The organism is Paraburkholderia sp. BR10936 (assembly GCF_040965735.1).
GTDB classification, from domain to species: Bacteria; Pseudomonadota; Gammaproteobacteria; order Burkholderiales; family Burkholderiaceae; genus Paraburkholderia; species Paraburkholderia nodosa_A.
Genome location: NZ_JBFRCM010000004.1, coordinates 185,495 through 207,381, shown reverse-complemented (window position 1 = coordinate 207,381; position 21,887 = coordinate 185,495). Strand labels below are relative to the sequence as shown.

The following is a 21,887-nucleotide window of genomic DNA, read 5'->3' as shown; positions in this document are numbered from 1 at the left end:
CTGCGCGGGTATAATATCGCCCTTTGAATGGCGCCCGCCCCACGCGCGCCAGCGCTCGCGCCCACACGAGCCCGCATTGCCCACTCTCGACCCCGACCGACCATGACTGCCACTATCATCGACGGCAACGCCCTCTCCAGGAAACTGCGCGCCGAAGTCGCCACGCGCGCCGCCGCCCTCACCGCCCGCGGCCATCAGCCGGGACTCGCCGTCGTGCTGGTCGGCGACAATCCGGCGAGCGAAGTCTACGTGCGCAACAAGGTCAAGGCCTGCGAGGACAACGGCCTTTACTCGTCGTACGACCGCTATCCCGACTCGCTTTCCGAAGCCGACCTGCTCAAGCGCATCGACGAGTTGAACCGCGACCCGAAAATCAACGGCATTCTCGTGCAGTTGCCGCTGCCGAAGCACATCGACAGCCACAAGGTGATCGAAGCCATCGCGCCCGAGAAGGACGTGGACGGCTTTCACGTCGCCAACGCGGGCGCGCTCATGACGGGCCAGCCGCTCTTTCGCCCCTGCACGCCCTATGGCGTGATGAAGATGTTCGAGGAATACGAGATCCCGCTCGAAGGCGCGAACGCCGTGGTGATCGGCCGCTCGAACATCGTCGGCAAGCCGATGGCGCTCCTGCTGCTCGAAAAGGGCGCGACGGTCACGATCTGCCACAGCAAGACGCGCGACCTCGCGAAGCACACGCGCGACGCCGACATCGTGGTCGCCGCGGTGGGCAAGCGCAACGTGCTGAGCGCCGACATGGTCAAGCCCGGCGCGACCGTGATCGACGTGGGCATGAACCGCGACGACAACGGCAAGCTCTGCGGCGACGTCGATTTCGCGGGCCTGAAGGACGTGGCCGGCTTCATCACGCCGGTGCCGGGCGGCGTCGGCCCGATGACCATCACGATGCTCCTCGTGAACACGATCGAAGCCGCGGAGCGCGCGGCAGGCGCGTAAGCAACACGCGACGCCGCGTCACAGCATGACGTTCCCCAAGCGGCCCCTCACGGGCCGCTTTCTTTTTGCGGCGCCGCCCGCCTGAACGAGTGCAGCCGCGATTGCGGCACCGCCCCCCGACATCTGTTAATTTGCTCGGATAACCCGGTTGGAAAGCGCGCCTGGCGCCCCAATACTCTGGCTATCGGGCGCACGCATGCCGCGCCCCGGTCCCCTAACCCGCGACAGACAGGAACAGGAAGCATCATGGCTACTACCCCCTCCGACAATCCGCTCCTCGACTTCACCGGACTGCCGCGCTTTGGCGAAATCCGCCCCGAACACGTGACGCCCGCGCTCGACGTCCTGCTCGCGAACGCGAAGGCCGCGGTCGAGCGCGCCGCGCAACCCATGACGCCCGCGCAATGGAGCGACGTGGTCGAGCCGGTCGAGCGCGCCAGCGAGCCGCTTTCGCGCGCCTGGGGCGTGGTCGGCCACCTGAACGCCGTCGCCGACACGCCGGAGCTGCGCGCCGCCCACGGCGAGAACCTGCCGCGCGTGACCGAATTCTGGTCGAGCGTCGGCCAGAATCTCGAGCTCTTCAAGAAGTACAAGGCCATTACGAATCACAACTCGTTCGAGCTGCTCTCGGGCGAGCGCAAGAAGATCCTCGACAACTCGCTGCGCGACTTCCGCCTCTCCGGGGCGGAACTGCCCGAAGACCAGAAACCGCGCTTCGCCGAGCTGCAGGAGCGCCAGGCCGCGCTCGCCAAAGCCTTCTCCGACCACGTGCTCGACGCAACCAATGGCTACGCGTTCTATGCCACGAATGAAGCCGACCTCGCGGGCCTGCCCGAGGACGTGATCGCCGCCGCGCGCGAAGCCGCCGAGCGCGAGAACAAGGAAGGCTGGAAGTTCACGCTGCACTTCCCCTCGTACTTCCCGGTGCTGCAGTACTCGGAAAACCGCGCGATGCGCGAGACGATGTACCGCGCCTACGTCACACGCGCGTCCGAGCTTGGCCCCGTCTACGGCGGCGGCAAGGCCGAATGGGACAACACGGCGATCATCGAGGAGCAACTGAAGCTGCGCGCCGAAGAAGCGAAGATGCTCGGCTACGACAACTTCGCCGAAGTCTCGCTCACGCCGAAGATGGCGGAAACGCCGGCTCAGGTGATGAGCTTCCTCGAAGACCTCGCCACGCGCGCGCGCCCGCACGCCGAAAAGGACTGGGAAGAGCTGCGCGAGTTCGCCGCGAGTGAACTGGGCCTCACGCAGATCGAGCCGTGGGACATGGCATTCGCCGCCGAGCGTCTGCGCCAGAAGCGCTACTCGTTTTCGGAAAATGAAGTGAAGCAGTACTTCCCGGAAGACTTCGTGCTGCAGGGCCTCTTCAAGGTCACGGAAACGCTCTTTGGCGTGCGCATCCGCCCGGACAGCGCGCCGGTGTGGAATCCCGATGTGCGTTTCTTCCGCGTGGAAAACGCGGACGGCACGCTCGTCGCGCAGTTTTATCTCGACCTCTATGCACGCGAAGGCAAGCGCGGCGGCGCATGGATGGACGACGCCCGCTCGCGCCGCAAGCTCGAAGGCAACGACGTGCAAACGCCCGTCGCGTATCTCACGTGCAACTTCTCGGCGCCGGTCGGCGGCCGCCCCGCGTGCTTCACGCACGACGAAGTCATTACGCTCTTCCACGAGTTCGGTCACGGCCTGCACCATATGCTCACGCGTGTGGACGAACTGGGCGTGTCGGGCATCAACGGCGTGGAGTGGGATGCCGTCGAATTGCCCTCGCAGTTCATGGAAAACTTCTGCTGGGAATGGGACGTAGTGCGCGAAATGAGCTCGCACGTCGAAACCGCCAGGCCGCTGCCGCGCGAACTCTTCGACAAGATGCTCGCCGCGAAGAACTTCCAGAGCGGTCTCGGCACGCTGCGCCAGATCGTGTTCTCGATGTTCGACATGGCGCTGCACGTGGACTTCGACGCTTCGAAGGGCAAGAGCGCGAACGACCTCGCACGCGAGATCAACGAGCGCTACCACGTCATTCCGCAGGCATCGTTCTCGCGCTGGCCGAACACGTTCAGCCACATCTTCGCGGGCGGCTACGCGGCCGGCTATTACAGCTACAAGTGGGCCGAAGTGCTTTCCGCCGATGCCTATGCAGCCTTCGAGGAAGCCGCGCAGGCCGCGAAGTCGAGCGTGCTCGACGAAGCGACCGGCACGCGCTACCGCAAGGAAATTCTGGAAGTGGGCGGCAGCCGCCCGGCGATGGAATCGTTCAAGGCCTTCCGCGGCCGCGAGCCGAACATCGACGCGCTGCTGCGCCACAACGGCATGGAGCAGCCGCCGGCACAGCAGTGAACGCGTGACTCGCTCGTAAGCGATCCGAACTTAAACCGCGCATGGGTGTGGAACCCATACGCGGTTTTTTATTGCCCCGCGTTTTATCGATACAGCCTGAAGTCGACGCTTGGCGGCCGACCTTCGAGCGCAAGCGCTGCGCGCTGCGCGGGTTGCCGGCTCACCACCCTGCCCCGGCTCACGACCGCGAGCCGCGCCGCGCGCAGCCGGATCGCCTCGATGGGATCACGCGCGTCGAGCACCACGAGATTCGCCGCGCAACCGGGCGCCACGCCGTAGCCTTCGAGGCCGAGGATCGTCGCGGCATTCACGGTCACCGCGTCGAACGAGGCGCGCGAGGCCTCGGTGCCCGTCATTTGCGCGACGTGCAGGCCCATGTGCGCGACTTCGAGCATGTCGCCCGAGCCGAAGCTGTACCACGGGTCCATCACGCAGTCATGGCCGAACGCGACGGTCACGCCTGCCGCCATCAACTCGGGCACGCGCGTCATGCCGCGGCGCTTCGGATAGGTATCGGCGCGCCCTTGCAGCGTGATATTGATGAGCGGATTCGCGATCGCCGCGACACCCGACTCGCGCATGAGCGGGATCAGCTTGCTCACGTAGTAGTTGTCCATCGAATGCATCGACGTGAGATGCGAGCCGGCTACGCGCCCATGCAGGCCCAACCGGTGCGTTTGCGCCGCGAGCGTTTCGATGTGGCGCGAGAGCGGGTCGTCGGATTCGTCGCAATGCATGTCCACGCGCAGGCCCTTTTCGGCGGCGAACTCGCAGAGCAGGCGCACCGATTCGGCGCCGTCGGCCATCGTGCGCTCGAAGTGGGGAATGCCGCCCACCACGTCCACCCCCATCGCGATCGCGCGCTTGAGATTGTCGAATGCACCGGGGCTGCGCAATACGCCATCCTGCGGAAACGCCACGAGTTGGAGATCGAGATACGACGCGACGCGGCGCTTCACTTCGAGCAGCGCTTCGACCGCGAGTAGCCGTGCATCGCACACGTCGACGTGCGAGCGGATCGCGAGAAGCCCGCGCGCGACAGCCCAGTCGCAGTACTGCAGCGCGCGCTCGACGAGCGCCTCCTGCGTGAGATGCGGCTTGAGCTCGCCCCACAGCGCGATGCCCTCCAGCAGCGTGCCCGACGCATTCACGCGCGGCAGGCCGTACGAGAGCGTGGCGTCCATGTGGAAATGCGCATCGACGAACGGCGCGCTCACGAGCGCACCCGCGGCGTCGATCTCCTCGCGCGCCGCGGTCGCGAGGTGCGGCTCCAACGCGGTAATGCGCCCCGCCTCGATGCCGATATCCACCGTGGGATACCCGGCGGGATGCGCATGCGCGAGCACCGCGCGGCGAATGATCAGGTCCATCTGCGGCTCCTTGTTCTGGCGTGGTGGCGTGGCGCTTTCGTTTCGGCTCGCGTCGATTCTATCGGCGCCAGAATGGCGCCGCCAGCGGCGTGCCCCCCCTCCACGCGAAGGCGTCACACGAGCGCGTTCGGGCCATCGTCTTCCGCTGGGTCGTCGTCGAAAAGCGCGAACTGCCCGCGCAACGCCGGGCTCTCCTCTTCGAGCCGCACGCCCACGCCGAGCAGCCGCACCGCCAGCTTGCGTCGCGCGAGCCCCTTTTCGAGCATCAGCAGCAGGGTGCGCACATCGGTGGAACTGGCCACACACTCGACCGTCGTGCGCTGGAAGTCGGCGAAGCGGATCTTCACGAAGAGCTTGCGCACGGCGTGCGCGCAACCCGCGCGTTCGATGCGCGCGTCGAGCTGCACTGCAAGACGCTGGAGCTCCTCGCTGCACGCTTCGAGCGTGAGCAGATCGTCCACGTAGGTCGTCTCGACGCTCACCGACTTGCGCTCCTGATCGGCGCGCACGGGCCGGTCGTCCAGGCCGCGCGCGAGTTCGTAGAGCCGCTTGCCGAACACGCCGAAATGCCGATGCAGGTCGAACAGCGACCATGTGCGCAGTTGCGCGCAGGTGGTGAGCCCGAGGTTTTCGAGCTTCGCTGCCGTGACCTTGCCGACGCCATGAATCTTGCGCACCGGCAGCGCAGCGATGAAGGCATCGACTTCAGGCGGACGCACGACGAAGAGGCCATCGGGCTTGTTCCAGTCCGAGGCGATCTTGGCGATGAACTTGTTCGGCGCGACGCCGGCCGATACCGTCACGCCCACGGTTTCGCGCACGCGCGCGCGTATTTCCTCGGCGATCAGCGTGGCGCTGCCTTTGCAGCGCGAGGCGCGCGTGACGTCGAGATAGGCTTCGTCGAGCGAGAGCGGTTCGACGTCGGGCGTGTAGTCCCGGTAGATCGCCATGATCGCGCGCGAGGCGGTGCGGTACTTCTCCATCGCCGTGGGCAGGATCAAGAGCTCGGGGCACTTGCGCATGGCGAGCGCCGAGGACATCGCCGAATGAATGCCGAAGCGCCGCGCCTCGTAGTTGCAGGTGGCGATCACGCCGCGCTGGTCGGGCCGGCCGCCCACCGCGAGCGGACGGCCGCGCAACGAGGGGTCGTCGCGCATTTCGACCGACGCATAGAAGCAGTCGCAGTCGCAATGGATGATCTTGCGAGCGGCGGCGGCAAGTGCGGCGGCGGTGCGCCCCGGGTCGGGTGCAGGCGGCGGCGCGAGGTCGGAAGAAGGCGAGGTCACGGTCCCGATACTGTACAAAAACACAGTATTATTTTCAAGACAAGTGTCCGCGCCCTTTGTCGGCTCCCGTACCGCTTCGGATCGGCCGGACCGTCTCTGGACTGCTGGCTGCGCGGGCCTATACTCGTGCGGACTGAACGGGCCACGAGCGTGAGGAACGAATCGATGAAGACAATCGGGGTGGTTGGGGGGATGAGCTGGGAATCGTCGGCCGAGTATTACCGGCTGCTGAACCGCCACGCCAAGGCGCGTCTGGGCGGCCATCACAACGCGCGCAGCCTGATGGTGACCGTAGACTTCGCGCAGGTCGAAGCGCTCCAGCGCGCGGGCAACTGGGACGCGCTAGGCGTGCAGATGGCCGAAGCAGCGCAGCAGCTCGAACGCGGCGGCGCCGATATCGTGCTGCTCGCGACGAACACGATGCACCGCGTGCGCGCGGCAATCGAGGCGACGATTTCGATCCCCTTCCTGCATATCGCGGACCCGACCGGCCAGGCGTTGCGCGCCGCCGGCTTCACGCGCGCGGGCCTGCTCGGCACGCGCTACACGATGGAACAGGACTTCTACGTGGGACGATTGCGCGAGACGCACGGCATCGAAGCGATCGTGCCGAACGAACACGATCGCGCGGACGTGCATCGGATCATCTACGACGAGCTGTGTCACGGCAACGTCGATGCGCAGTCGCGGCGCGTGTATCAGCGCGTGATCGATGACCTCGCGGCACGCGGCGCGCAGGCGGTCATTCTCGGCTGCACGGAAATCACGCTGCTCATCGGGCAGAACGATTCTGCCCTGCCGGTGTTCGACACGACCGCGTTGCACGCGCAGGCTGCGGTGGATTGGGCGATTGGAAGCGAGGCAGGTGCTTAGCGCTATGACGCTCGTGGCTGCTTCGAGATGCAGAAAACAAAAAACCCGCTTGGAGCGGGTTCGTTGATTGGCACGAGGCCTTGCTGCTTCAGACGTTTGGTTGCGGGGGTAGGATTTGAACCTACGACCTTCGGGTTATGAGCCCGACGAGCTGCCAGACTGCTCCACCCCGCGTCCGTCAGAGAAAAGAATTATAGGGTGCACGCGCTTCTGCGTCAAGGGTCTTTTTCACATGACTGAAACATGGCGCGTTCGGACACCGTCGGCAAGCAAACGCGACACGAGAATTCCTTCGGACAACCTGGCACATCACTGTGCCTGCGCGGGTTCCACCAGCGTGCGCACCTCTTCCGCCCAGGCAAGCCACATCTCCTGCGTATGAATGCCCGCCTTGAGGATCGCGTACTGCAACTGCTGCCCGCGCGTGAGCGACGCCGCGCCGAAATCGCGCTGCTCGATCTCCCGATATGTCGCGAGCCGTGCACGATTTTCTTCGATGAGCCGCGCGAGTTCCTCGGCGAGGCCAAGCGGCCCGATCACGGCATCGGCGCGCAGCTTGAGCAGAAACACGTTGCGCGAGTCGAGGTCGAGCGCGGTCTCGCGCACCCAGCGCGCCACTTCATCCCGCCCGACCGGCAATACGCAATACACCTTCTTGCGCGACGCGGCGGCCGTCTCGTCCTCGATGACCGACACCCATCCCGCGTCGACCATGCGGCCCAACTCGCGATAGATCTGCTGATGGGTGGCGTGCCAGAAATAGCCGATTGCGCGATCGAAGCGGCGCGCGAGGTCGTAGCCCGACGAAGGCTTTTCCAGCAAGGCGATGAGGATGGCATGCGGCGTCGACATGCGGCGATTCTAAACCACGCCTCGCCCGATACCGGATCTGTTGCGGATCGAATTTTCCAGCTATGCAACTGGTTGCATAGTTTCGACGGCTTTGCTATGTTTGAACCTGCCAGCCGGCGCGCACGCCGGCGCATCGAATCACGCGAGGGCAGCCGCACCCGGCGGCCCCCGCCAGTCCAGGAGATATGGATGTCCCTTCCCGCCGTGCTGCGCCGCGGCCTGTCGATTCCGGTCGTCGGCTCGCCCCTCTTCATCATTTCGAATCCCGATCTCGTGATCGCCCAGTGCAAGGCGGGTGTCGTCGGCTCGTTCCCCGCGCTCAATGCGCGCCCTGAACACGTGCTCGGTGAATGGCTCGACCGCATCACCACCGAACTCGCCGAGTACAACGCAAAGCATCCGGACGCCCCGGCGGCGCCCTTCGCGGTCAACCAGATCGTGCACAAGTCGAACGACCGCCTCGAGCACGACCTCGGCGTGTGCGCCCAATATAAGGTGCCGATCGTCATCACGTCGCTTGGCGCGCGCGAAGAGGTCAACCACGCGATCCACGCATGGGGCGGCATCGTGCTGCACGACGTGATCAACAACACGTTCGCCAAGAAGGCCATCGAGAAAGGCGCGGACGGCCTGATCGCCGTGGCCGCCGGTGCGGGCGGCCATGCGGGCACGCTCTCGCCGTTCGCCCTCATCCACGAAATTCGCGAATGGTTCGACGGCCCGCTGCTGCTGTCGGGCGCGATCGGCAACGGCAACGCGATTCTCGCGGCGCAGGCGGCGGGCGCCGATCTCGCCTATATCGGCTCGGCGTTCATCGCCACGCGTGAAGCGAATGCCGTCGACGCCTACAAGCAGATGATCGTCGAAGGCAGCGCGGGCGATATCGTGTACTCGAATCTCTTCACGGGCGTGCACGGCAACTATCTGCGCCAGAGCATCGTGGCGAGTGGTCTCGATCCGGAGGCGCTGCCGCAGTCGGATCCGTCGGCGATGAATTTCGGCTCGACGCGCGTGAAGCCGTGGAAGGACATCTGGGGCTCGGGCCAGGGCATCGGCGCGGTAAAGAGCATCGTCCCGGCGGCTGAACTCATCGCGCGTTTGAAGCGCGAATACGAGGCGGCGCGCGTGCGTCTCGGCGTGGTGAGCGCGCCGCTAGCCGAGCAACGATCCGTAGAACAAGCCGCGCTCTGATGCGCAGCGCGAGGCGGGAGCGATCATGCCGCATCCGCCTCGCCTCGTGATGCAACGCCTTTTACGCGTGCGACTTCAGGCGCGCGATTTCCTCTTCGACGTCGCGCAATTGATCCTTGCCGAAGTACATTTCCTCGCCGACGAAGAACGTCGGCGAACCGAACGCGCCGCGCTCGAACGCCGACTGCGTGTTCGCAAGCAGCGCGGCTTTCACATCGGCGTCCTGAATCGCCGTCTCGAATGCCGTGGCATCGAGGCCGTCCGCCTCCAGCGCCGCGCGGATCACGGCGGGGTCGTCCATCTTGAGGCGCTCTTCCCACATGTGCGCGAACATGCGGTCCACGTAGCGCTCGAACGTGCCGAAGCGCTGCGCCGCAATCGCGCCGCGCATGATCTGCAATGTATTCACCGGGAAGTGCGGATTGGGCCGATAAGCGCTCAGCCCATGCCGCTCTATGAAGCGCCGCATCTCGAGGATCATGAACTTGCGCTTGTTTTCGATGTCCGCGAACGCCTCGGCCGGCGAGCGATTGCCGCTCAGCTTGAAGAGGCCGCCAAGCAGGATCGGCACATACTCGAAACGCACCTGCCGGCGCGCTTCGATGCCGCCGATCACCTTGTGGCACAGGTAAGCGTTAGGACTGCCGAAGTCGAACAGAAACTGCACCTTGATGTCAGCCATCATGTCTCCCTTATGTGAATTCGCGCACCTTTGCCCGAGCGCGCCGACGTCCTAAGATACCTGAAACCGGGCCGCTGCAATCGACAGTGAGACAAGCACCATGACGCAAAAGAAAGCCGTACTGGTAATCGGCGCAGGCGATGCCACCGGAGGCGCCATCGCGCGCCGCTTCGCACGCGAGGGCTACATTGCGTGCGTGACGCGCCGCAATGCCGACAAGCTCGCGCCGCTCGTCGCGCAGATCGAAGCCGAGGGCGGCGAAGCGCACGCCTTCGGCTCGGACGCGCGCAAGGAAGAGGACATGATCGCGCTGTTCGCGGACATCGAAACGCGCATCGCGCCCATCGAGGTGGCGATCTTCAATATCGGCGCGAACGTGCGCTTCGGCATTACCGAAACCACGGCGCGCGTCTATCACAAGGTCTGGGAAATGGCCTGCTTCGCCGGGTTTTTGATGGGTCGCGAAGCCGCAAAAGTGATGCTGCCGCGCGAGCGCGGTTCGATCTTCTTCACGGGCGCCACCGCGAGCCTGCGCGGGCGCGAGGGTTTTGCGGCGTTCGCAAGCGCAAAACACGCGCTGCGCGCCCTCGCCCAGTCGATGGCGCGCGAACTCGGACCGCAGGGCATTCACGTCGGCCAGATCATTGTCGATGGCGCGATCGATACCGAGTTCATCCGCGAGAATTTTCCCGAGCGCTACAAGCTCAAGGAACGCGACGGCATCCTGAACCCGGAGCACATCGCCGACGCCTACTGGACGCTGCACCAGCAGCCGCGCGATGCGTGGACACACGAACTCGATCTGCGGCCGTGGCTCGAGCAATGGTGAGGCAACTGTTGCCCGCCTGGCGAAGCAGGCGATAATGGCGGCCAAGTGCACCGAATGCACACCGTCACCCTACCGAGCCTCACATGAAAATCGCAACGTGGAACGTCAACTCCCTCAAGGTCCGTCTGCAGCACGTCATCGACTGGCTCAACGAGAGCAAGACCGACGTGCTCTGCCTCCAGGAACTCAAGCTCACCGACGACAAGTTCCCGCGTGCCGAACTCGAGGCGCACGGCTATCGCAGCTGGTTCGCGGGCCAGAAGACCTATAACGGCGTGGGCATCCTCGTGCGCGAAGGCCTGTTCGTCGACGAGGCCACGGTCGTGCGCAACATTCCGGGCTTCGAAGATCCGCAGCAGCGCGTGATCGCCACGACCATCGGCGACGTGCGCGTGGTGAGCGCGTATTTCCCCAACGGCCAGGCGCCCGGCACCGAAAAGTTCGCGTACAAGCTGCAATGGCTCGACGCCATGCACGACTGGCTCGCGCAGGAAATGCAGCGCTACCCGAAACTCGCGCTGCTCGGCGACTACAACATCGCGCCTGAAGACCGCGACGTGCACGATCCGAAGGCCTGGGAAGGCCAGAACCTCGTCTCGCCCGAGGAGCGCGCGCAGTTTCGCCGCCTGATCGAACTGGGTTTCGTCGATGCGTTCCGCCAGTTCGAGCAGCCCGAAAAGCTCTTCACATGGTGGGACTATCGCATGTTCGCGTTTCGCCGCAACGCGGGCTTGCGCATCGACCATATCCTGCTCTCGCCCGCGCTTGCCGGGCACCTCACCGCGTGCGAAGTGGACAAGGTGCCGCGCAAGTGGGAACAGCCGTCCGATCACACGCCGGTGATCGCCACGCTCGATATGGCGGGCTAAACGCGCGCCTTACCAGTTCCCTGCGAGCGTAGTCCACAGAAAGCGATAAACGAGCGCGTCATACTCCGCGCGCTCGAGCGAATCGCTGCCGGGGCCGTGGCCGCCTTCGGTGTTCTCCAGATACCAGACGTTCGCGTGCCCCTGCTGCTCCATGCGCGCGACCATCTTGCGCGCGTGTGAGGGGTGCACGCGGTCGTCGCTCGTCGAAGTCGTAAACAGCGACGGCGGATACACGACACCGGGCTTCACATGGTGGTAAGGCGAATAGGCGGCCAGCGCACGCGACTCTTCGGCATCCTCAGGATCGCCATATTCGTCGATCCATGACGCACCCGCATGCAGCAGCGGGTAGCGCTGCATGTCGAGCAGCGGCACCTCGCACACCACGGCGCCGAACAGCTCGGGGCGCTGCACCATGCACGCACCCACGAGGAGCCCGCCATTGCTGCCGCCCTTAATGCCCAGTTGCGCGGCGCTCGTGTAGCCATCGGCGATCAACTGCTCAGCCACCGCGATGAAGTCGTCGAACGAGCGCTGGCGATGCTCGCGCTGCGCCTCGACGTGCCAGGCGGTGCCGTACTCGCCGCCGCCGCGGATGTGCGCGATCGCCACCACGCCACCCTGCTCCAGCCAGCCAATGCCCGAGCCGACGAGGTATTGCGGCGTGAGCGCGATGGCGAAGCCGCCGTAGCCCGTGAGCAGGCACGGCGACGCCTTGCGCGACTCGCCTTCGAGTACGGCCTTCGGGCCGATCACGGTAAACGGGACGCTCGTGCCGTCCGCCGAGCGCGCGTGCGAGCGGATCACCGCGAGCGGGCCGGAATCGAACTGTGTGGGCCAGCGGTCGAGCAATTCCCACTGCTGGAGATCGGTTTGCGCGAGATCGGCGAGCCAGTATTCGGGCGGCAGCAGGTAGTCGTCGACATCGACGAATACTTCGTCATTGAGCGTGTCTTCGATGGGCGAGACATCCACCTGCGAACTCGCACGCGCAGGAAACACGCGCGACTCCCAGCGCCATGCGCCATCGTCCTGCTGCGGCTGCCATAGCATCGTGCGGCTTTCCACATCATCGAGCCAGGAGACGATCAAGACATTGAGCGTATTGGTCCAGTCGCACGCCGACGTAACCGGCGTGGGCGTGAAGAGCGTCGTGAACGCGCGATCGCCCGCGAGGAAAGCGTCTTCGCGGATCACGAGCAACGCACCGCCCTTGTACGTCACGCCCGCAACGCTCCAGTCGAGGCGCGGCTCGAGCAGCAGCCAGCCGTGCCACGCGCCGACTGAGACATGCGTAGGCACGTCGTACACCTGCCAGTCGCCGCGCTCATCGAGACGATAGGTGTATGAATCGAAGAAGTCGACACTGCGCACCACGTCGTGGCGCTTCTCGACCGGATCGTAGTCGCCCTCCACGCTGATGTCGTCGAACTCGCCGCTGAACACCACGGGTGCGTCGGCGAGCGCGGTGCCGCGCGTCCAGCGGCGCACCTCGCGCGGATAGCCCGAGCGCGTGAGCATCTTCTTGCCGCTCTTGCCGCCCGCGTCCCATCCCAGGTACACGGTATCGCGATCGATCCACGAAATGATGTGCTTGCCTTCCTTCGCGATGGCGAAACCATCGTCGAGGAACTCGCGCTTCACGATGTCGAACTCGCGCACGATGACCGCATCGGAGCCGCCATCGGAAAGCTGGATCAGCGCGCGGTCGCCGTCAGGGTAGAGGATGTCGATGCCGGCGCACACCCATGGCATGCCTTCTTTCGCGCCCAGCGCGTCGAAGTCGATGAGCGTTTGCCACTGCGGCTCGTGGGCGCGCCAGTCGGCCCAAAGCGCGCGGCGCCACAGGCCCTTGGGATTGTCTTCGTCCTCCCAGAGATCGTAGGCCCATTCCTGCCAGCGGCTCGGGATCACGGGCCGCTCGCGCGGCAGGTAGGCCTGCGCGAGGCGCTTCTCGAGCGCCTCGAAGCGCGCACCACCTTGCCACGCGGCGCGCGTGCGCGCGTTCTGCGATTCGACCCAGGCCATGACGGCAGGGTCGTCGAGTGATTCGAGCGAAAGGAACGGATCGGCCTCGGTGGGCCAGGGAGAAGTCACGGGCATGATCGGTCGTCGACAGGAAAACAGCGTCGATTATGCCCTGTGTGCGCGCCGATGCACTGCGCGCCGGGCCGGCTCGCGTAACGCGAGACCGGACCGGTGCCACAAGCTAGTACGCGCTCATTCCAGATTGAGTTCCTGGATCTTGCGCGTGATGGTGTTGCGGCCGATGCCAAGACGCTCGGCCGCCTCGACCTTGCGCCCGCGCGTGAAGTCGAGCGCCTCTCGGATCACGGCGGCTTCGAAGCGGCGCGAGAGTTCGTCCATGACGTCGGCGCTGTTTTCGCGCAACAGACGCGCGACTTCCGTGCGCAGACCGCTCTCCCACACGCTCAGCGCCGAGACTGCGGCAACGGCGCCGTTGGACGCACCGAACGCCGGCGTGCCGAACACCACGCCGCCGATCACGCCCGGCAAGCCCGCCCCGGCCACGGCGCCCGCAACCGGCGAGACGCCGCCCGCGCCATTGGCCGCCGCGCCCACTTCGGAGGCGGCCGAAGCATCGGCGAGATGCACCACCGCTCCCGCGGAGCCGTGCGCAGGCACGAGGTCAGGCGGCAGATCCTTGATCTCGATGGTCTGCGCGGGCGCCATCACGGTGAGCCAGTTCGCGAGATTCTCGAGCTGACGCACATTGCCGGGAAACGGTAGCGACGACATCCACGCGAGCGCCTCGTCCGACACGCGCTTGGGCTCCACGCCCAGCTCGCGCGCGCTCTTCTGAAGGAAGTGGCGCGTGAGCAGCGGAATGTCCTCGCTGCGTTCGCGCAGCGCAGGCAAACGCAGCCGAATCACGTTGAGGCGGTGATACAAGTCCTCACGGAACAGCCCCTGGCGCACACGCGTTTCGAGGTTCTGGTGCGTCGCGGCGATCACGCGCACGTTCGCACGCAGCGGGTTGTGCCCGCCCACGCGGTAGAACTGCCCATCGGAGAGCACACGCAAGAGGCGCGTTTGCAGGTCGAACGGCATGTCGCCGATTTCGTCGAGGAACAGCGTGCCGTTCTCGGCCTGCTCGAAGCGGCCCTGGCGCATGGCCTGCGCGCCGGTGAACGCACCGCGTTCGTGGCCGAACAGTTCGGATTCCAGAAGATCCTTCGGGATCGCCGCAGTGTTCAGCGCGATGAACGGACCGTTCGCGCGTGGGCTATGTCGGTGCAAGGCGCGCGCGACAAGCTCCTTTCCGGTGCCAGACTCGCCGGTGATGAGCACGGTGGCCGCCGAATGCGAAAGCCGCCCGATGGCGCGAAACATGTCCTGCATGGCCGGCGCCTGGCCGAGCATCTCGGGCGCTTCGGCGGGACGCTCGTCCCACTGCTGCTCGCCCCGCATGCTTTCGTCCACGGCGCGGCGAATCAGCTCGACGGCCTTGTCGACATCGAACGGCTTGGCGAGATACTCGAACGCGCCGCCCTGAAACGCGGCAACGGCGCTGTCGAGGTCGGAGAACGCCGTCATGATGATGACGGGCAAACCCGGCACGCGCTCACGCACGGTTTGCAGCAGCTCGAGGCCCGAGCCGCCCGGCATGCGGATGTCGGAGACGAGCACCTGCGGGCTGTCGTGATCGAGCGCGCTCGCGGCTTCGCGCACGTTCGAAAAGCTTCGGGTAGCGAAGTTCTCGCGGGCAAGGGCCTTTTCTAGCACCCAGCGTATCGATTGGTCGTCGTCTACTATCCAGATCGGCTTCATAAGTTCGGTCAGAAGTCCTGGTGGCGTGCGGTATCGGTAAATCTCAATTCAGGTCTAGCTATCGATTCAACTTTCGAGCGGCAGCAGTATCTGAAACTCGGTGTGTCCCGGCCGGCTATCCACTTCGATCAATCCGTCGTGCTGCTGGACGAACGTCTGTGCGAGCGTGAGGCCGAGACCGCTGCCATCCTCGCGTCCGGAGACGAGCGGATAGAAGATGCGGTCGCGAATCTCCTCGGGAATGCCGGGCCCGTTGTCAGTGATATGCAAGTCCAGTGCCAGCTTGCACAAGCGTTTGGAAATCGTGACCTTGCGCGCAATGCGCGTGCGCAATTCAATGCGCGCGTCGCCCTGCGAAATGCGTTCGCGCAGCGCCTGCGCCGCGTTGCGCACGATGTTCAGCAGTGCCTGGATCAACTGCTCCTTGTCGCCGCGCAGGTCGGGCACGCTCACGTCGTAGTCGCGCTCGATGGTGAGGCCGCGCGGGAACTCCGCGAGGATCACGGCGCGCACGCGCTCGCATACTTCGTGAATGTTCACGTCGCCGACGATATGCGGATGCCGGTGCGGCTCCAGCAACCGGTCGACGAGCGTCTGCAGGCGGTCCGACTCCTTGATGATCACCTGCGTGTACTCGCGCAGCTCGTCGCGCTCCAGCGCACCGAGTTCGAATTCGAGCAACTGCGCCGCGCCGCGAATACCGCCGAGCGGATTCTTGATCTCGTGCGCGAGATTGCGGATCAGATGCTTGTTCACGGCCGTGAGGTCGTGAATACGCTCCTCGCGGTCGCTGCGCAGATGCTGCTCGTTCTCGAAGAGTTCGAGCAGCACGTAATCGGGCGTGCTTTCGAGAAAGCCCACGACCACATGCACGTTCAGCGGCTCGCGTCCGGGGCGTTCCAGCGAAGCGTCGAGCCGCGTCGCGTGAAAGCGATGCTCGGCGATCGACGCGATCGTCGAAAGCAGCTCGTCCGCATTCGAGAAGAGATCGGACCACCCCATCTGCGCGAGCTGACGGCGCGAGAGATCGAGCATCGCCTCCGCCGACGGATTCGCGAAGGCAACGCGCAATGTGCGCTTGTCGAGCACGAGCACGACCGTGGGCAGCGCCTCGAAGCCGGGCAACAGGCCCGACTCGACGAGCGGCGCGTCGTCGGAGAGCGGTTCGGCGTGGCCCTTTCTTGCCTTGATCAGATTCTTGAGCACCATGTTTCAGGCCGGACGCCATGCGGCGCGCCAGCAACGGTCCTGGTCGTTAGTTCTGGTCAATACGCTGGTCAACTAGCGGGTCGATACGTCTCGTCGACGAGCGACAGGTGCCCCAACGAAAAAGGGACGGCACCGCCGTCCCTTGGAGACCCAACGCGCACGCGTCCTGCGAGTCGAAGAAACTGAACCGGCGCTTCGCTGTGTAGCATGCAGCGAAGCGCCATCGCCAATTACAGCGAGTAGTACAGTTCGAACTCGACCGGGTGCGTGGTCATACGCACGCGTTGCAGTTCGCTTTCCTTCAGCGCGAGGTACGCGTCGATCATGCCGTCGGTGAACACACCACCGCGCGTCAGGAACTCGCGATCCTTGTCGAGCGCTTCGAGAGCCTGGTCGAGGCCGGCGCAGACGGTCGGGATCTTTGCATCCTCTTCCGGCGGCAGGTCGTACAGGTTCTTGTCGGCGGCTTCGCCCGGATGGATCTTGTTCTGCACGCCGTCCAGACCTGCCATCATCAGTGCCGAGAAGCACAGGTACGGGTTGGCGAGCGGATCCGGGAAGCGCGTTTCGATACGGCGGCCCTTCGGGTTCGACACGTGCGGAATACGGATCGATGCCGAACGATTGCGTGCCGAGTAAGCGAGCTTGACCGGCGCTTCGAAGTGCGGCACGAGACGCTTGTACGAGTTCGTACCCGGGTTCGTGATGGCGTTCAGCGCGCGAGCGTGCTTGATGATGCCGCCGATGTAGAACAGCGCGAATTCCGACAGACCAGCGTAGCCGTTGCCCGCGAACAGGTTCTGGCCGTCCTTCCAGATCGACTGGTGAACGTGCATGCCCGAACCGTTGTCGCCGACGACCGGCTTCGGCATGAACGTCGCCGTCTTGCCGTACGTGTGCGCGACGTTGTGGACGATGTACTTCAGTTGCTGCGTCCAGTCCGCGCGCTGAACCAGCGTCGAGAACTTCGTGCCGATTTCGTTCTGGCCCTGGCCCGCCACTTCGTGGTGGTGCACTTCGACCGGAATGCCGATCTGCTCGAGCAGCAGACACATTTCCGAGCGGATGTCCTGGAACGTGTCGACCGGTGCGACCGGGAAGTAGCCGCCCTTCGTGCCCGGACGGTGACCCGTGTTGCCGCCTTCGATTTCGCGGCCCGACGACCACGGTGCTTCATCCGAGCCGATCTTCACGAAGCAGCCCGATTGATCCGTGTTCCACTGGACCGAATCGAAAATGAAGAATTCCGGCTCCGGACCGAAGAAGGCGGTGTCGCCGAGGCCGGTGCTCTTCAGGTAGGCTTCAGCGCGCTTGGCGAGCGAACGCGGGTCGCGCTCGTAGCCCTTGCCGTCGGCCGGCTCGACCACGTCGCAGGTCAGCACGAGCGTCGATTCTTCGTAGAACGGGTCGATGAAGGCCGTGTTCGGGTCCGGCACGAGCAACATGTCCGAGGCTTCGATGCCCTTCCAGCCGGCGATCGACGAACCGTCAAACGCATGACCCGACTCGAACTTGTCTTCGTCGAATGCCGACAGCGGAACCGAAACGTGCTGCTCCTTGCCGCGCGTGTCCGTGAAGCGGAAGTCGACAAACTTGACGTCTTCGTCCTTGACGAGTTGCATGACGTCGGCCACGGATTTACTCATAACCTATTCTCCTGATTAACGATTTCGGCGAACGCTGCCGCCGTCCCAATCTTGTTTGATCCCCGCCGGCCGCCTCTTTCCCGGGTCTGCCCTGCTGCCCTGGCTGGCCGGCTGCGAATCGATCGAGACGTATAAAGCAGCTTCCGTGCCATGCATGCGCCAACGTGGCGCAAATCCCTTTCGCGACACGCACTTGGAGTCAAAAATCGTGCGCCGCGCTTTTATGGAGCCGCCACCGTGGCGGCTCATCGGCACCAAATTCGTGCAATCCCGAATTTGGCGCGCGAATCTCTCTTCATTATGGTGCAAAACACCTCGCGTGCACCATTTCAATGCATCTTGCCCTTTGTGCCGCCCAATCCATCGTGTACGTCCGGTTTCACCTTGTCCGGACCGTCCTGCCCGCTCCGTCCCTACGCGCTAGAATGTTTTTTTGGTCCAACGCGAAACAGGAGATCCGTTGTCATGAGTACGCTCGAACAGTTGTACGCCCAGGCCGAGAAACGCCGCGTCGAGAACCAGCTGCCCTACGCGGGCGCGGTGTCGCCCGCAGAGGCATTCGAGCTTCTGCAGCTCGACCCGCGTGCGCGCCTCGTCGACGTGCGCACACGCGCCGAACTCGACTGGGTCGGCCGTCCCGTCGTGGGCGACGGCCAGTATTCGCATGTCGAATGGACCCGCTATCCGGGCGGCGTGCCCAACGCCGAGTTCCTCACCCAGCTCAAGAGCGCCGTGGAAGCCGACGCGCCAGTGCTGTTCCTGTGCCGCAGCGCCGCGCGCTCCAAGCTCGCCGCCATCGAGGCCGCCAAGGCCGGCTTCACGAAGGCCTATGACCTGCTCGAAGGCTTCGAAGGCGACAAGGACGGCCAGGGGCACCGCAAGACCGTTACGGGCTGGTGCTTCCGCGGCCTGCCGTGGATCGGCGCCTGACACCCTGAAACCGCCCCGCTCCAACCCAACGGGCCACTCTGAGCGCCCCGTGTGACATGCCGATGATGCGCCGCCTGCCCTCCCGCCGCACGCGGCCCATCTTCACACGCTGATTCAAAAACCGGCGCGCGGCGCGCTGCGGCGTTCGCGATCGGGCGTCCCCTCGCCCGGCGCCGCCGGCTCGACCACATCGCCGCCCAGCTCGTGCACGCCTTCGCGCAGCTTCACGAAGGCGGCCGCCACGGCCTCGGGCTCGCCCTTCACGCCCAGATCGATGTGCCGGCGCGCATAAATGCCGCCGCGCTCCGCATCGCCCACGCTCGGCAGGCTAAACACCCGCACGCCCGGAAAATCGCGCTCGATGCGCTCCATGAGCGGCGTGAGCGTCGACTCCGGCAGCTCGAACACGAGCAGCGACTTCTCGGCGTGCGGCGTCTGGTGATGCAGGTGCGCGTACTTCGTGTCGAGCACCCATTCGATCATCGGCCAGGCCATCACGGGAAAACCGGGCACGAAGTAATGATCGCGAATCGAAAAACCCGGAATCTTGTTGTAGCCGTTCGGGATGATCTCGCAGCCCTGCGGGAACGTGCCCATCTGGAAGCGGTGCAGATTCTCTGGCGACTGGTAATTCACGGGATCGGCGCCCGTGTGCATGTCGCGGATGCGCTCGCGGATCGCCACCTCGGCGTCAGGGTGCAACGCGAGCGGCACGCCCAGCGCCGCAGCGGCGCACTGGCGCGTGTGGTCGTCCGGCGTCGCGCCGATGCCGCCCGTCGAGAACACGATGTCGCCCGAAGCGAACGAGCGCCGCAGCGTCTCGGTGATGCGCTCGGGATCGTCGCCCACGTACTGGGCCCACTCGAGCGAGAGGCCGCGCGCGCCGAGCAGTTCGATGACCTTCGGCAGATGCTTGTCGGAGCGGCGCCCCGAGAGAATCTCGTCGCCGATGATGATGACGCCAAATGCCATGGGCCGCCTCGTTGGATTGTCTTGATGATTGAGCGTTAGTGCACGATCGTCACGTCGCCGGACGCCTGCTGCACATCGTGGGCACGCATGCGCTGCAGCGCCCGCAGGCAGTAGTGACCGAACCAGAGCGCCGTGAACACCAGAATGAACGCATAGATCCAGATGGTCACCGCCGCCAGTACCGGGAAGAACAGCAGCAGCCACGCGGACACGGCCCAGATGGCCGTGGGCAGCGAGCCGAGCAGTCCGCTCACCACGCCGATCACGAGCAGCGGCAGCCGATGGCTGCGCACCAGCGTGCGGCGCTCTTCGACGGTTGCGTGTAGCGCAAGCGCATCGTAGGTCATCACCCGATACGTGAGCCAGCCCCACAACAGCGGCGGAATCAGCGCGAAGAACGGCGGAATGAGCCACAGCGGCAGCGTCACGATCATCACGATCAGGCAGACGAGCGTCGTGACGAGCGAATAGAACAGGCTGCCGTACCAACTGCCGCCGTGCCGCATCTCGAGCGTCCCGTACTGGCGCTTCGACAGATGTCGGATCACGCGCGGCATCGAAATCGCGACGATCAGCAGCAGCACCGTGATCACGATGAGCGGAATCGTCAGGATGATGACGAGAAACGGCGCGATCGTCGCGCGCAGCCAGCCGAAACCGAGCGCGTCGAACAGATGATAGAGGTAGGCCGTCGAGGACCAGTTCGCGAGCGCGCCGCGCATCAGGTCGAGCAGCGGCTGCCAGAACACGTAGAGCACAGCGCCCCACACCGCCGCCGCCACGAGAAATGGCACGAAGGTGAGCAGCAGCATGGCGGGATGGAACACGCTCGCGAGCGCGCGTCCGAACGAGCGCAACAGGTCATTCATGCGAGCGGAATACGGCGAAAAGGACGGGTGGAGAACACGGTGTCGGCGAAATCGGTGCGACCAAGCCGACAGCATAAACCACCGCGCGCATGGCGGGTAAGACGGGTGCGAGCAAGTGCAAGGACGCCGTGGCGGCGCTCAGGTCACGGTGGCGTCGTCGCGCGCCTCGGCCGGCGTGGCGGCGGCGGCGTGCGAACGCGAACGCAGGCGCCGCGCGATGCGGGTGAACGCATAACCCTGCTGCGCCCAGAAACCCTCGCCATAGCTCACGCCTTCGAGCTGATCGCGAATGCCCGTGGGCTCGATCTCGCGATTGAACGACGCGCTGCCGAACATCATGTCCCACCAGGGGAACAGCACGCCGAAGTTGCAGCCATAGTGGGTGCCTTCGTGGCCATAGCCGACGGCGTGATGGCGGCGGTGAAAGCGCGGGCTCACCAGCAGACGCTCGCCGAGCCAGCCGAAATGCACGCGAATGTTGGCGTGCTGCACGCTCTGCACGAAGTTCGTGAGCGCGACGAGCACCACGAATTGCGCGGGCGGCACGCCGATGACGAGTGCCACGGCGGCGAACATGCACGACTGCCCGATCACGTCGAGCAGGTGGTTGCGGTCGTCGCACCAGAGCGACATCTTGCGCTGGCTGTGGTGCACGGCGTGCAACTCCCACCAGACGCCGTAGCGATGCGAAAGCCGGTGGTACCAGTAGCTGAAGAAGTCGAGCACCACGAGATAGATCGCGAACGCCACGAGTGGCTGCGTGCTCACGCCCGGCCAGAGATTGTCGAGGTCCACCGTCTTCACGCCCATGAGCCGCAGCGCGCTCTGCGCACGATCGAAGAACGGCTGCATCGTGAAGAAAAACAGCAGGTTCAGGATGCCGAGGCGCGTGACCCACGTGTAGAGCGCATCGACGCCCACGCCCTTGCGGTCGCGCCACTTCTCCGCGGGCACGAGCGCTTCGAGCGGGCGCAGCAGCGCGTACATCAGGCCCACTTCGAGCACACCCACGATCACCCAGTACAGCGCGTCGTAGGTGTCTTCGTCCACGTCCATCATGCCGATGCGAAAGAGCACCGGCTGAATGACGTCGATGTAGAGGAGCGTTTGCAGCCAGGAGACGAGGTCGTCTGCCGACGCGATCACGGACTGCCCCGCGTGCGCGACGAAGGCCAGCAACGACGCCACCGTATCCATGCGCGCGCCCCGTTGCC

At 65.1% G+C, this 21,887-nt stretch carries 18 protein-coding genes and 1 tRNA gene; 7 read left to right on the top strand and 12 right to left on the bottom strand.

The genetic code is table 11. The features are described 5' to 3' along the window. Positions 1 to 102: 102 nt before the first annotated feature. Positions 103 to 957 (top strand): bifunctional methylenetetrahydrofolate dehydrogenase/methenyltetrahydrofolate cyclohydrolase FolD, encoded by an 855-nt coding sequence (gene folD, locus AB4Y36_RS10545; RefSeq protein WP_368682947.1) that lies wholly within the window; start codon positions 103 to 105, stop codon positions 955 to 957. Positions 958 to 1,203: 246 nt separating this feature from the next. Next, a complete protein-coding gene (locus tag AB4Y36_RS10540) occupies positions 1,204 to 3,303 on the top strand; it encodes a M3 family metallopeptidase (protein ID WP_368617687.1) in 2,100 nt (699 codons plus the stop codon). Positions 3,304 to 3,386: 83 nt separating this feature from the next. Here the strand turns inward: AB4Y36_RS10540 and AB4Y36_RS10535 are convergent, their stop codons facing one another. Continuing rightward, positions 3,387 to 4,673: an amidohydrolase family protein gene (locus AB4Y36_RS10535; protein WP_368682946.1), complete on the bottom strand. Its 1,287-nt coding sequence runs from the start codon at positions 4,671 to 4,673 to the stop codon at positions 3,387 to 3,389. A 113-nt stretch (positions 4,674 to 4,786) separates the two neighbouring features. Further along, positions 4,787 to 5,959 (bottom strand): DNA polymerase IV, encoded by a 1,173-nt coding sequence (gene dinB / locus AB4Y36_RS10530; protein WP_368682945.1) that lies wholly within the window; start codon positions 5,957 to 5,959, stop codon positions 4,787 to 4,789. 165 nt (positions 5,960 to 6,124) lie between these two features. Here dinB and AB4Y36_RS10525 point away from each other — a divergent pair, with 165 nt between their 5' ends. Next, positions 6,125 to 6,832: an aspartate/glutamate racemase family protein gene (locus tag AB4Y36_RS10525; RefSeq protein WP_368682944.1), complete on the top strand. Its 708-nt coding sequence runs from the start codon at positions 6,125 to 6,127 to the stop codon at positions 6,830 to 6,832. Positions 6,833 to 6,929: 97 nt separating this feature from the next. On the opposite strand, the gene AB4Y36_RS10520 is transcribed toward AB4Y36_RS10525, so the two are convergent. Together AB4Y36_RS10520 and AB4Y36_RS10515 are read right to left on the bottom strand one after the other, a co-directional pair. Beyond that, a tRNA-Met gene (locus tag AB4Y36_RS10520) sits at positions 6,930 to 7,006 on the bottom strand. Between the two features lie 135 nt (positions 7,007 to 7,141). Further along, complete coding sequence (locus AB4Y36_RS10515; protein WP_368682943.1) at positions 7,142 to 7,684, bottom strand: PadR family transcriptional regulator; 543 nt, start codon at positions 7,682 to 7,684, stop codon at positions 7,142 to 7,144. Positions 7,685 to 7,873: 189 nt separating this feature from the next. Between AB4Y36_RS10515 and AB4Y36_RS10510 the strand changes: the two genes are divergently transcribed. After that, complete coding sequence (locus AB4Y36_RS10510) at positions 7,874 to 8,875, top strand: NAD(P)H-dependent flavin oxidoreductase (RefSeq protein ID WP_368682942.1); 1,002 nt, start codon at positions 7,874 to 7,876, stop codon at positions 8,873 to 8,875. Between the two features lie 61 nt (positions 8,876 to 8,936). On the opposite strand, the gene AB4Y36_RS10505 is transcribed toward AB4Y36_RS10510, so the two are convergent. Beyond that, on the bottom strand, positions 8,937 to 9,557 hold the full coding sequence (locus AB4Y36_RS10505) for a 2-hydroxychromene-2-carboxylate isomerase (RefSeq protein WP_368682941.1): 621 nt from the start codon (positions 9,555 to 9,557) through the stop codon (positions 8,937 to 8,939). Between the two features lie 100 nt (positions 9,558 to 9,657). Between AB4Y36_RS10505 and AB4Y36_RS10500 the strand changes: the two genes are divergently transcribed. Then, positions 9,658 to 10,386, top strand: a complete 729-nt coding sequence (locus AB4Y36_RS10500; RefSeq protein WP_069268146.1) for an SDR family oxidoreductase — start codon at positions 9,658 to 9,660, stop codon at positions 10,384 to 10,386. An 83-nt stretch (positions 10,387 to 10,469) separates the two neighbouring features. Next, positions 10,470 to 11,255, top strand: coding sequence for an exodeoxyribonuclease III (gene xth / locus AB4Y36_RS10495; protein WP_069268147.1), 786 nt, complete (start codon positions 10,470 to 10,472; stop codon positions 11,253 to 11,255). 9 nt (positions 11,256 to 11,264) lie between these two features. Here xth and AB4Y36_RS10490 read toward each other — a convergent pair whose 3' ends face one another. The 4 genes from AB4Y36_RS10490 to glnA form a co-directional block, all read right to left on the bottom strand. Beyond that, positions 11,265 to 13,358 carry a prolyl oligopeptidase family protein gene (locus tag AB4Y36_RS10490; protein WP_368682940.1) on the bottom strand — a complete coding sequence of 698 codons (2,094 nt, stop codon included), beginning with the start codon at positions 13,356 to 13,358 and terminating at the stop codon, positions 11,265 to 11,267. A 117-nt stretch (positions 13,359 to 13,475) separates the two neighbouring features. Then, positions 13,476 to 15,047: a nitrogen regulation protein NR(I) gene (ntrC, locus tag AB4Y36_RS10485; RefSeq protein WP_368606285.1), complete on the bottom strand. Its 1,572-nt coding sequence runs from the start codon at positions 15,045 to 15,047 to the stop codon at positions 13,476 to 13,478. A gap of 66 nt (positions 15,048 to 15,113) precedes the next feature. Continuing rightward, positions 15,114 to 16,256 carry a nitrogen regulation protein NR(II) gene (gene glnL, locus AB4Y36_RS10480; protein ID WP_368682939.1) on the bottom strand — a complete coding sequence of 381 codons (1,143 nt, stop codon included), beginning with the start codon at positions 16,254 to 16,256 and terminating at the stop codon, positions 15,114 to 15,116. A 230-nt stretch (positions 16,257 to 16,486) separates the two neighbouring features. Then, positions 16,487 to 17,902 carry a type I glutamate--ammonia ligase gene (gene glnA, locus AB4Y36_RS10475; RefSeq protein ID WP_042264808.1) on the bottom strand — a complete coding sequence of 472 codons (1,416 nt, stop codon included), beginning with the start codon at positions 17,900 to 17,902 and terminating at the stop codon, positions 16,487 to 16,489. Between the two features lie 465 nt (positions 17,903 to 18,367). Between glnA and AB4Y36_RS10470 the strand changes: the two genes are divergently transcribed. Next, on the top strand, positions 18,368 to 18,832 hold the full coding sequence (locus AB4Y36_RS10470) for a rhodanese-like domain-containing protein (protein ID WP_133181498.1): 465 nt from the start codon (positions 18,368 to 18,370) through the stop codon (positions 18,830 to 18,832). 114 nt (positions 18,833 to 18,946) lie between these two features. Here the strand turns inward: AB4Y36_RS10470 and AB4Y36_RS10465 are convergent, their stop codons facing one another. From AB4Y36_RS10465 to AB4Y36_RS10455, 3 genes are all read right to left on the bottom strand, one after another. After that, positions 18,947 to 19,804, bottom strand: coding sequence for a molybdopterin-binding protein (locus AB4Y36_RS10465; protein ID WP_342945910.1), 858 nt, complete (start codon positions 19,802 to 19,804; stop codon positions 18,947 to 18,949). Positions 19,805 to 19,839: 35 nt separating this feature from the next. Then, positions 19,840 to 20,673 carry an EI24 domain-containing protein gene (locus AB4Y36_RS10460; RefSeq protein ID WP_069268153.1) on the bottom strand — a complete coding sequence of 278 codons (834 nt, stop codon included), beginning with the start codon at positions 20,671 to 20,673 and terminating at the stop codon, positions 19,840 to 19,842. A 138-nt stretch (positions 20,674 to 20,811) separates the two neighbouring features. Beyond that, complete coding sequence (locus AB4Y36_RS10455; protein ID WP_368682938.1) at positions 20,812 to 21,870, bottom strand: sterol desaturase family protein; 1,059 nt, start codon at positions 21,868 to 21,870, stop codon at positions 20,812 to 20,814. Positions 21,871 to 21,887 lie beyond the last annotated feature (17 nt).

Coding starts and splice junctions, on each gene's coding strand:
- folD (WP_368682947.1), top strand. CDS start 103: ATGACTGCCACTATCATCGACGGCAACGCCCTCTCCAGGAAACTGCGC.
- AB4Y36_RS10540 (WP_368617687.1), top strand. CDS start 1,204: ATGGCTACTACCCCCTCCGACAATCCGCTCCTCGACTTCACCGGACTG.
- AB4Y36_RS10535 (WP_368682946.1), bottom strand. CDS start 4,673: ATGGACCTGATCATTCGCCGCGCGGTGCTCGCGCATGCGCATCCCGCC.
- AB4Y36_RS10525 (WP_368682944.1), top strand. CDS start 6,125: ATGAAGACAATCGGGGTGGTTGGGGGGATGAGCTGGGAATCGTCGGCC.
- AB4Y36_RS10515 (WP_368682943.1), bottom strand. CDS start 7,684: ATGTCGACGCCGCATGCCATCCTCATCGCCTTGCTGGAAAAGCCTTCG.
- AB4Y36_RS10510 (WP_368682942.1), top strand. CDS start 7,874: ATGTCCCTTCCCGCCGTGCTGCGCCGCGGCCTGTCGATTCCGGTCGTC.
- AB4Y36_RS10505 (WP_368682941.1), bottom strand. CDS start 9,557: ATGGCTGACATCAAGGTGCAGTTTCTGTTCGACTTCGGCAGTCCTAAC.
- AB4Y36_RS10500 (WP_069268146.1), top strand. CDS start 9,658: ATGACGCAAAAGAAAGCCGTACTGGTAATCGGCGCAGGCGATGCCACC.
- xth (WP_069268147.1), top strand. CDS start 10,470: ATGAAAATCGCAACGTGGAACGTCAACTCCCTCAAGGTCCGTCTGCAG.
- AB4Y36_RS10490 (WP_368682940.1), bottom strand. CDS start 13,358: ATGCCCGTGACTTCTCCCTGGCCCACCGAGGCCGATCCGTTCCTTTCG.
- ntrC (WP_368606285.1), bottom strand. CDS start 15,047: ATGAAGCCGATCTGGATAGTAGACGACGACCAATCGATACGCTGGGTG.
- glnL (WP_368682939.1), bottom strand. CDS start 16,256: ATGGTGCTCAAGAATCTGATCAAGGCAAGAAAGGGCCACGCCGAACCG.
- glnA (WP_042264808.1), bottom strand. CDS start 17,902: ATGAGTAAATCCGTGGCCGACGTCATGCAACTCGTCAAGGACGAAGAC.
- AB4Y36_RS10470 (WP_133181498.1), top strand. CDS start 18,368: ATGAGTACGCTCGAACAGTTGTACGCCCAGGCCGAGAAACGCCGCGTC.
- AB4Y36_RS10465 (WP_342945910.1), bottom strand. CDS start 19,804: ATGGCATTTGGCGTCATCATCATCGGCGACGAGATTCTCTCGGGGCGC.
- AB4Y36_RS10460 (WP_069268153.1), bottom strand. CDS start 20,673: ATGAATGACCTGTTGCGCTCGTTCGGACGCGCGCTCGCGAGCGTGTTC.
- AB4Y36_RS10455 (WP_368682938.1), bottom strand. CDS start 21,870: ATGGATACGGTGGCGTCGTTGCTGGCCTTCGTCGCGCACGCGGGGCAG.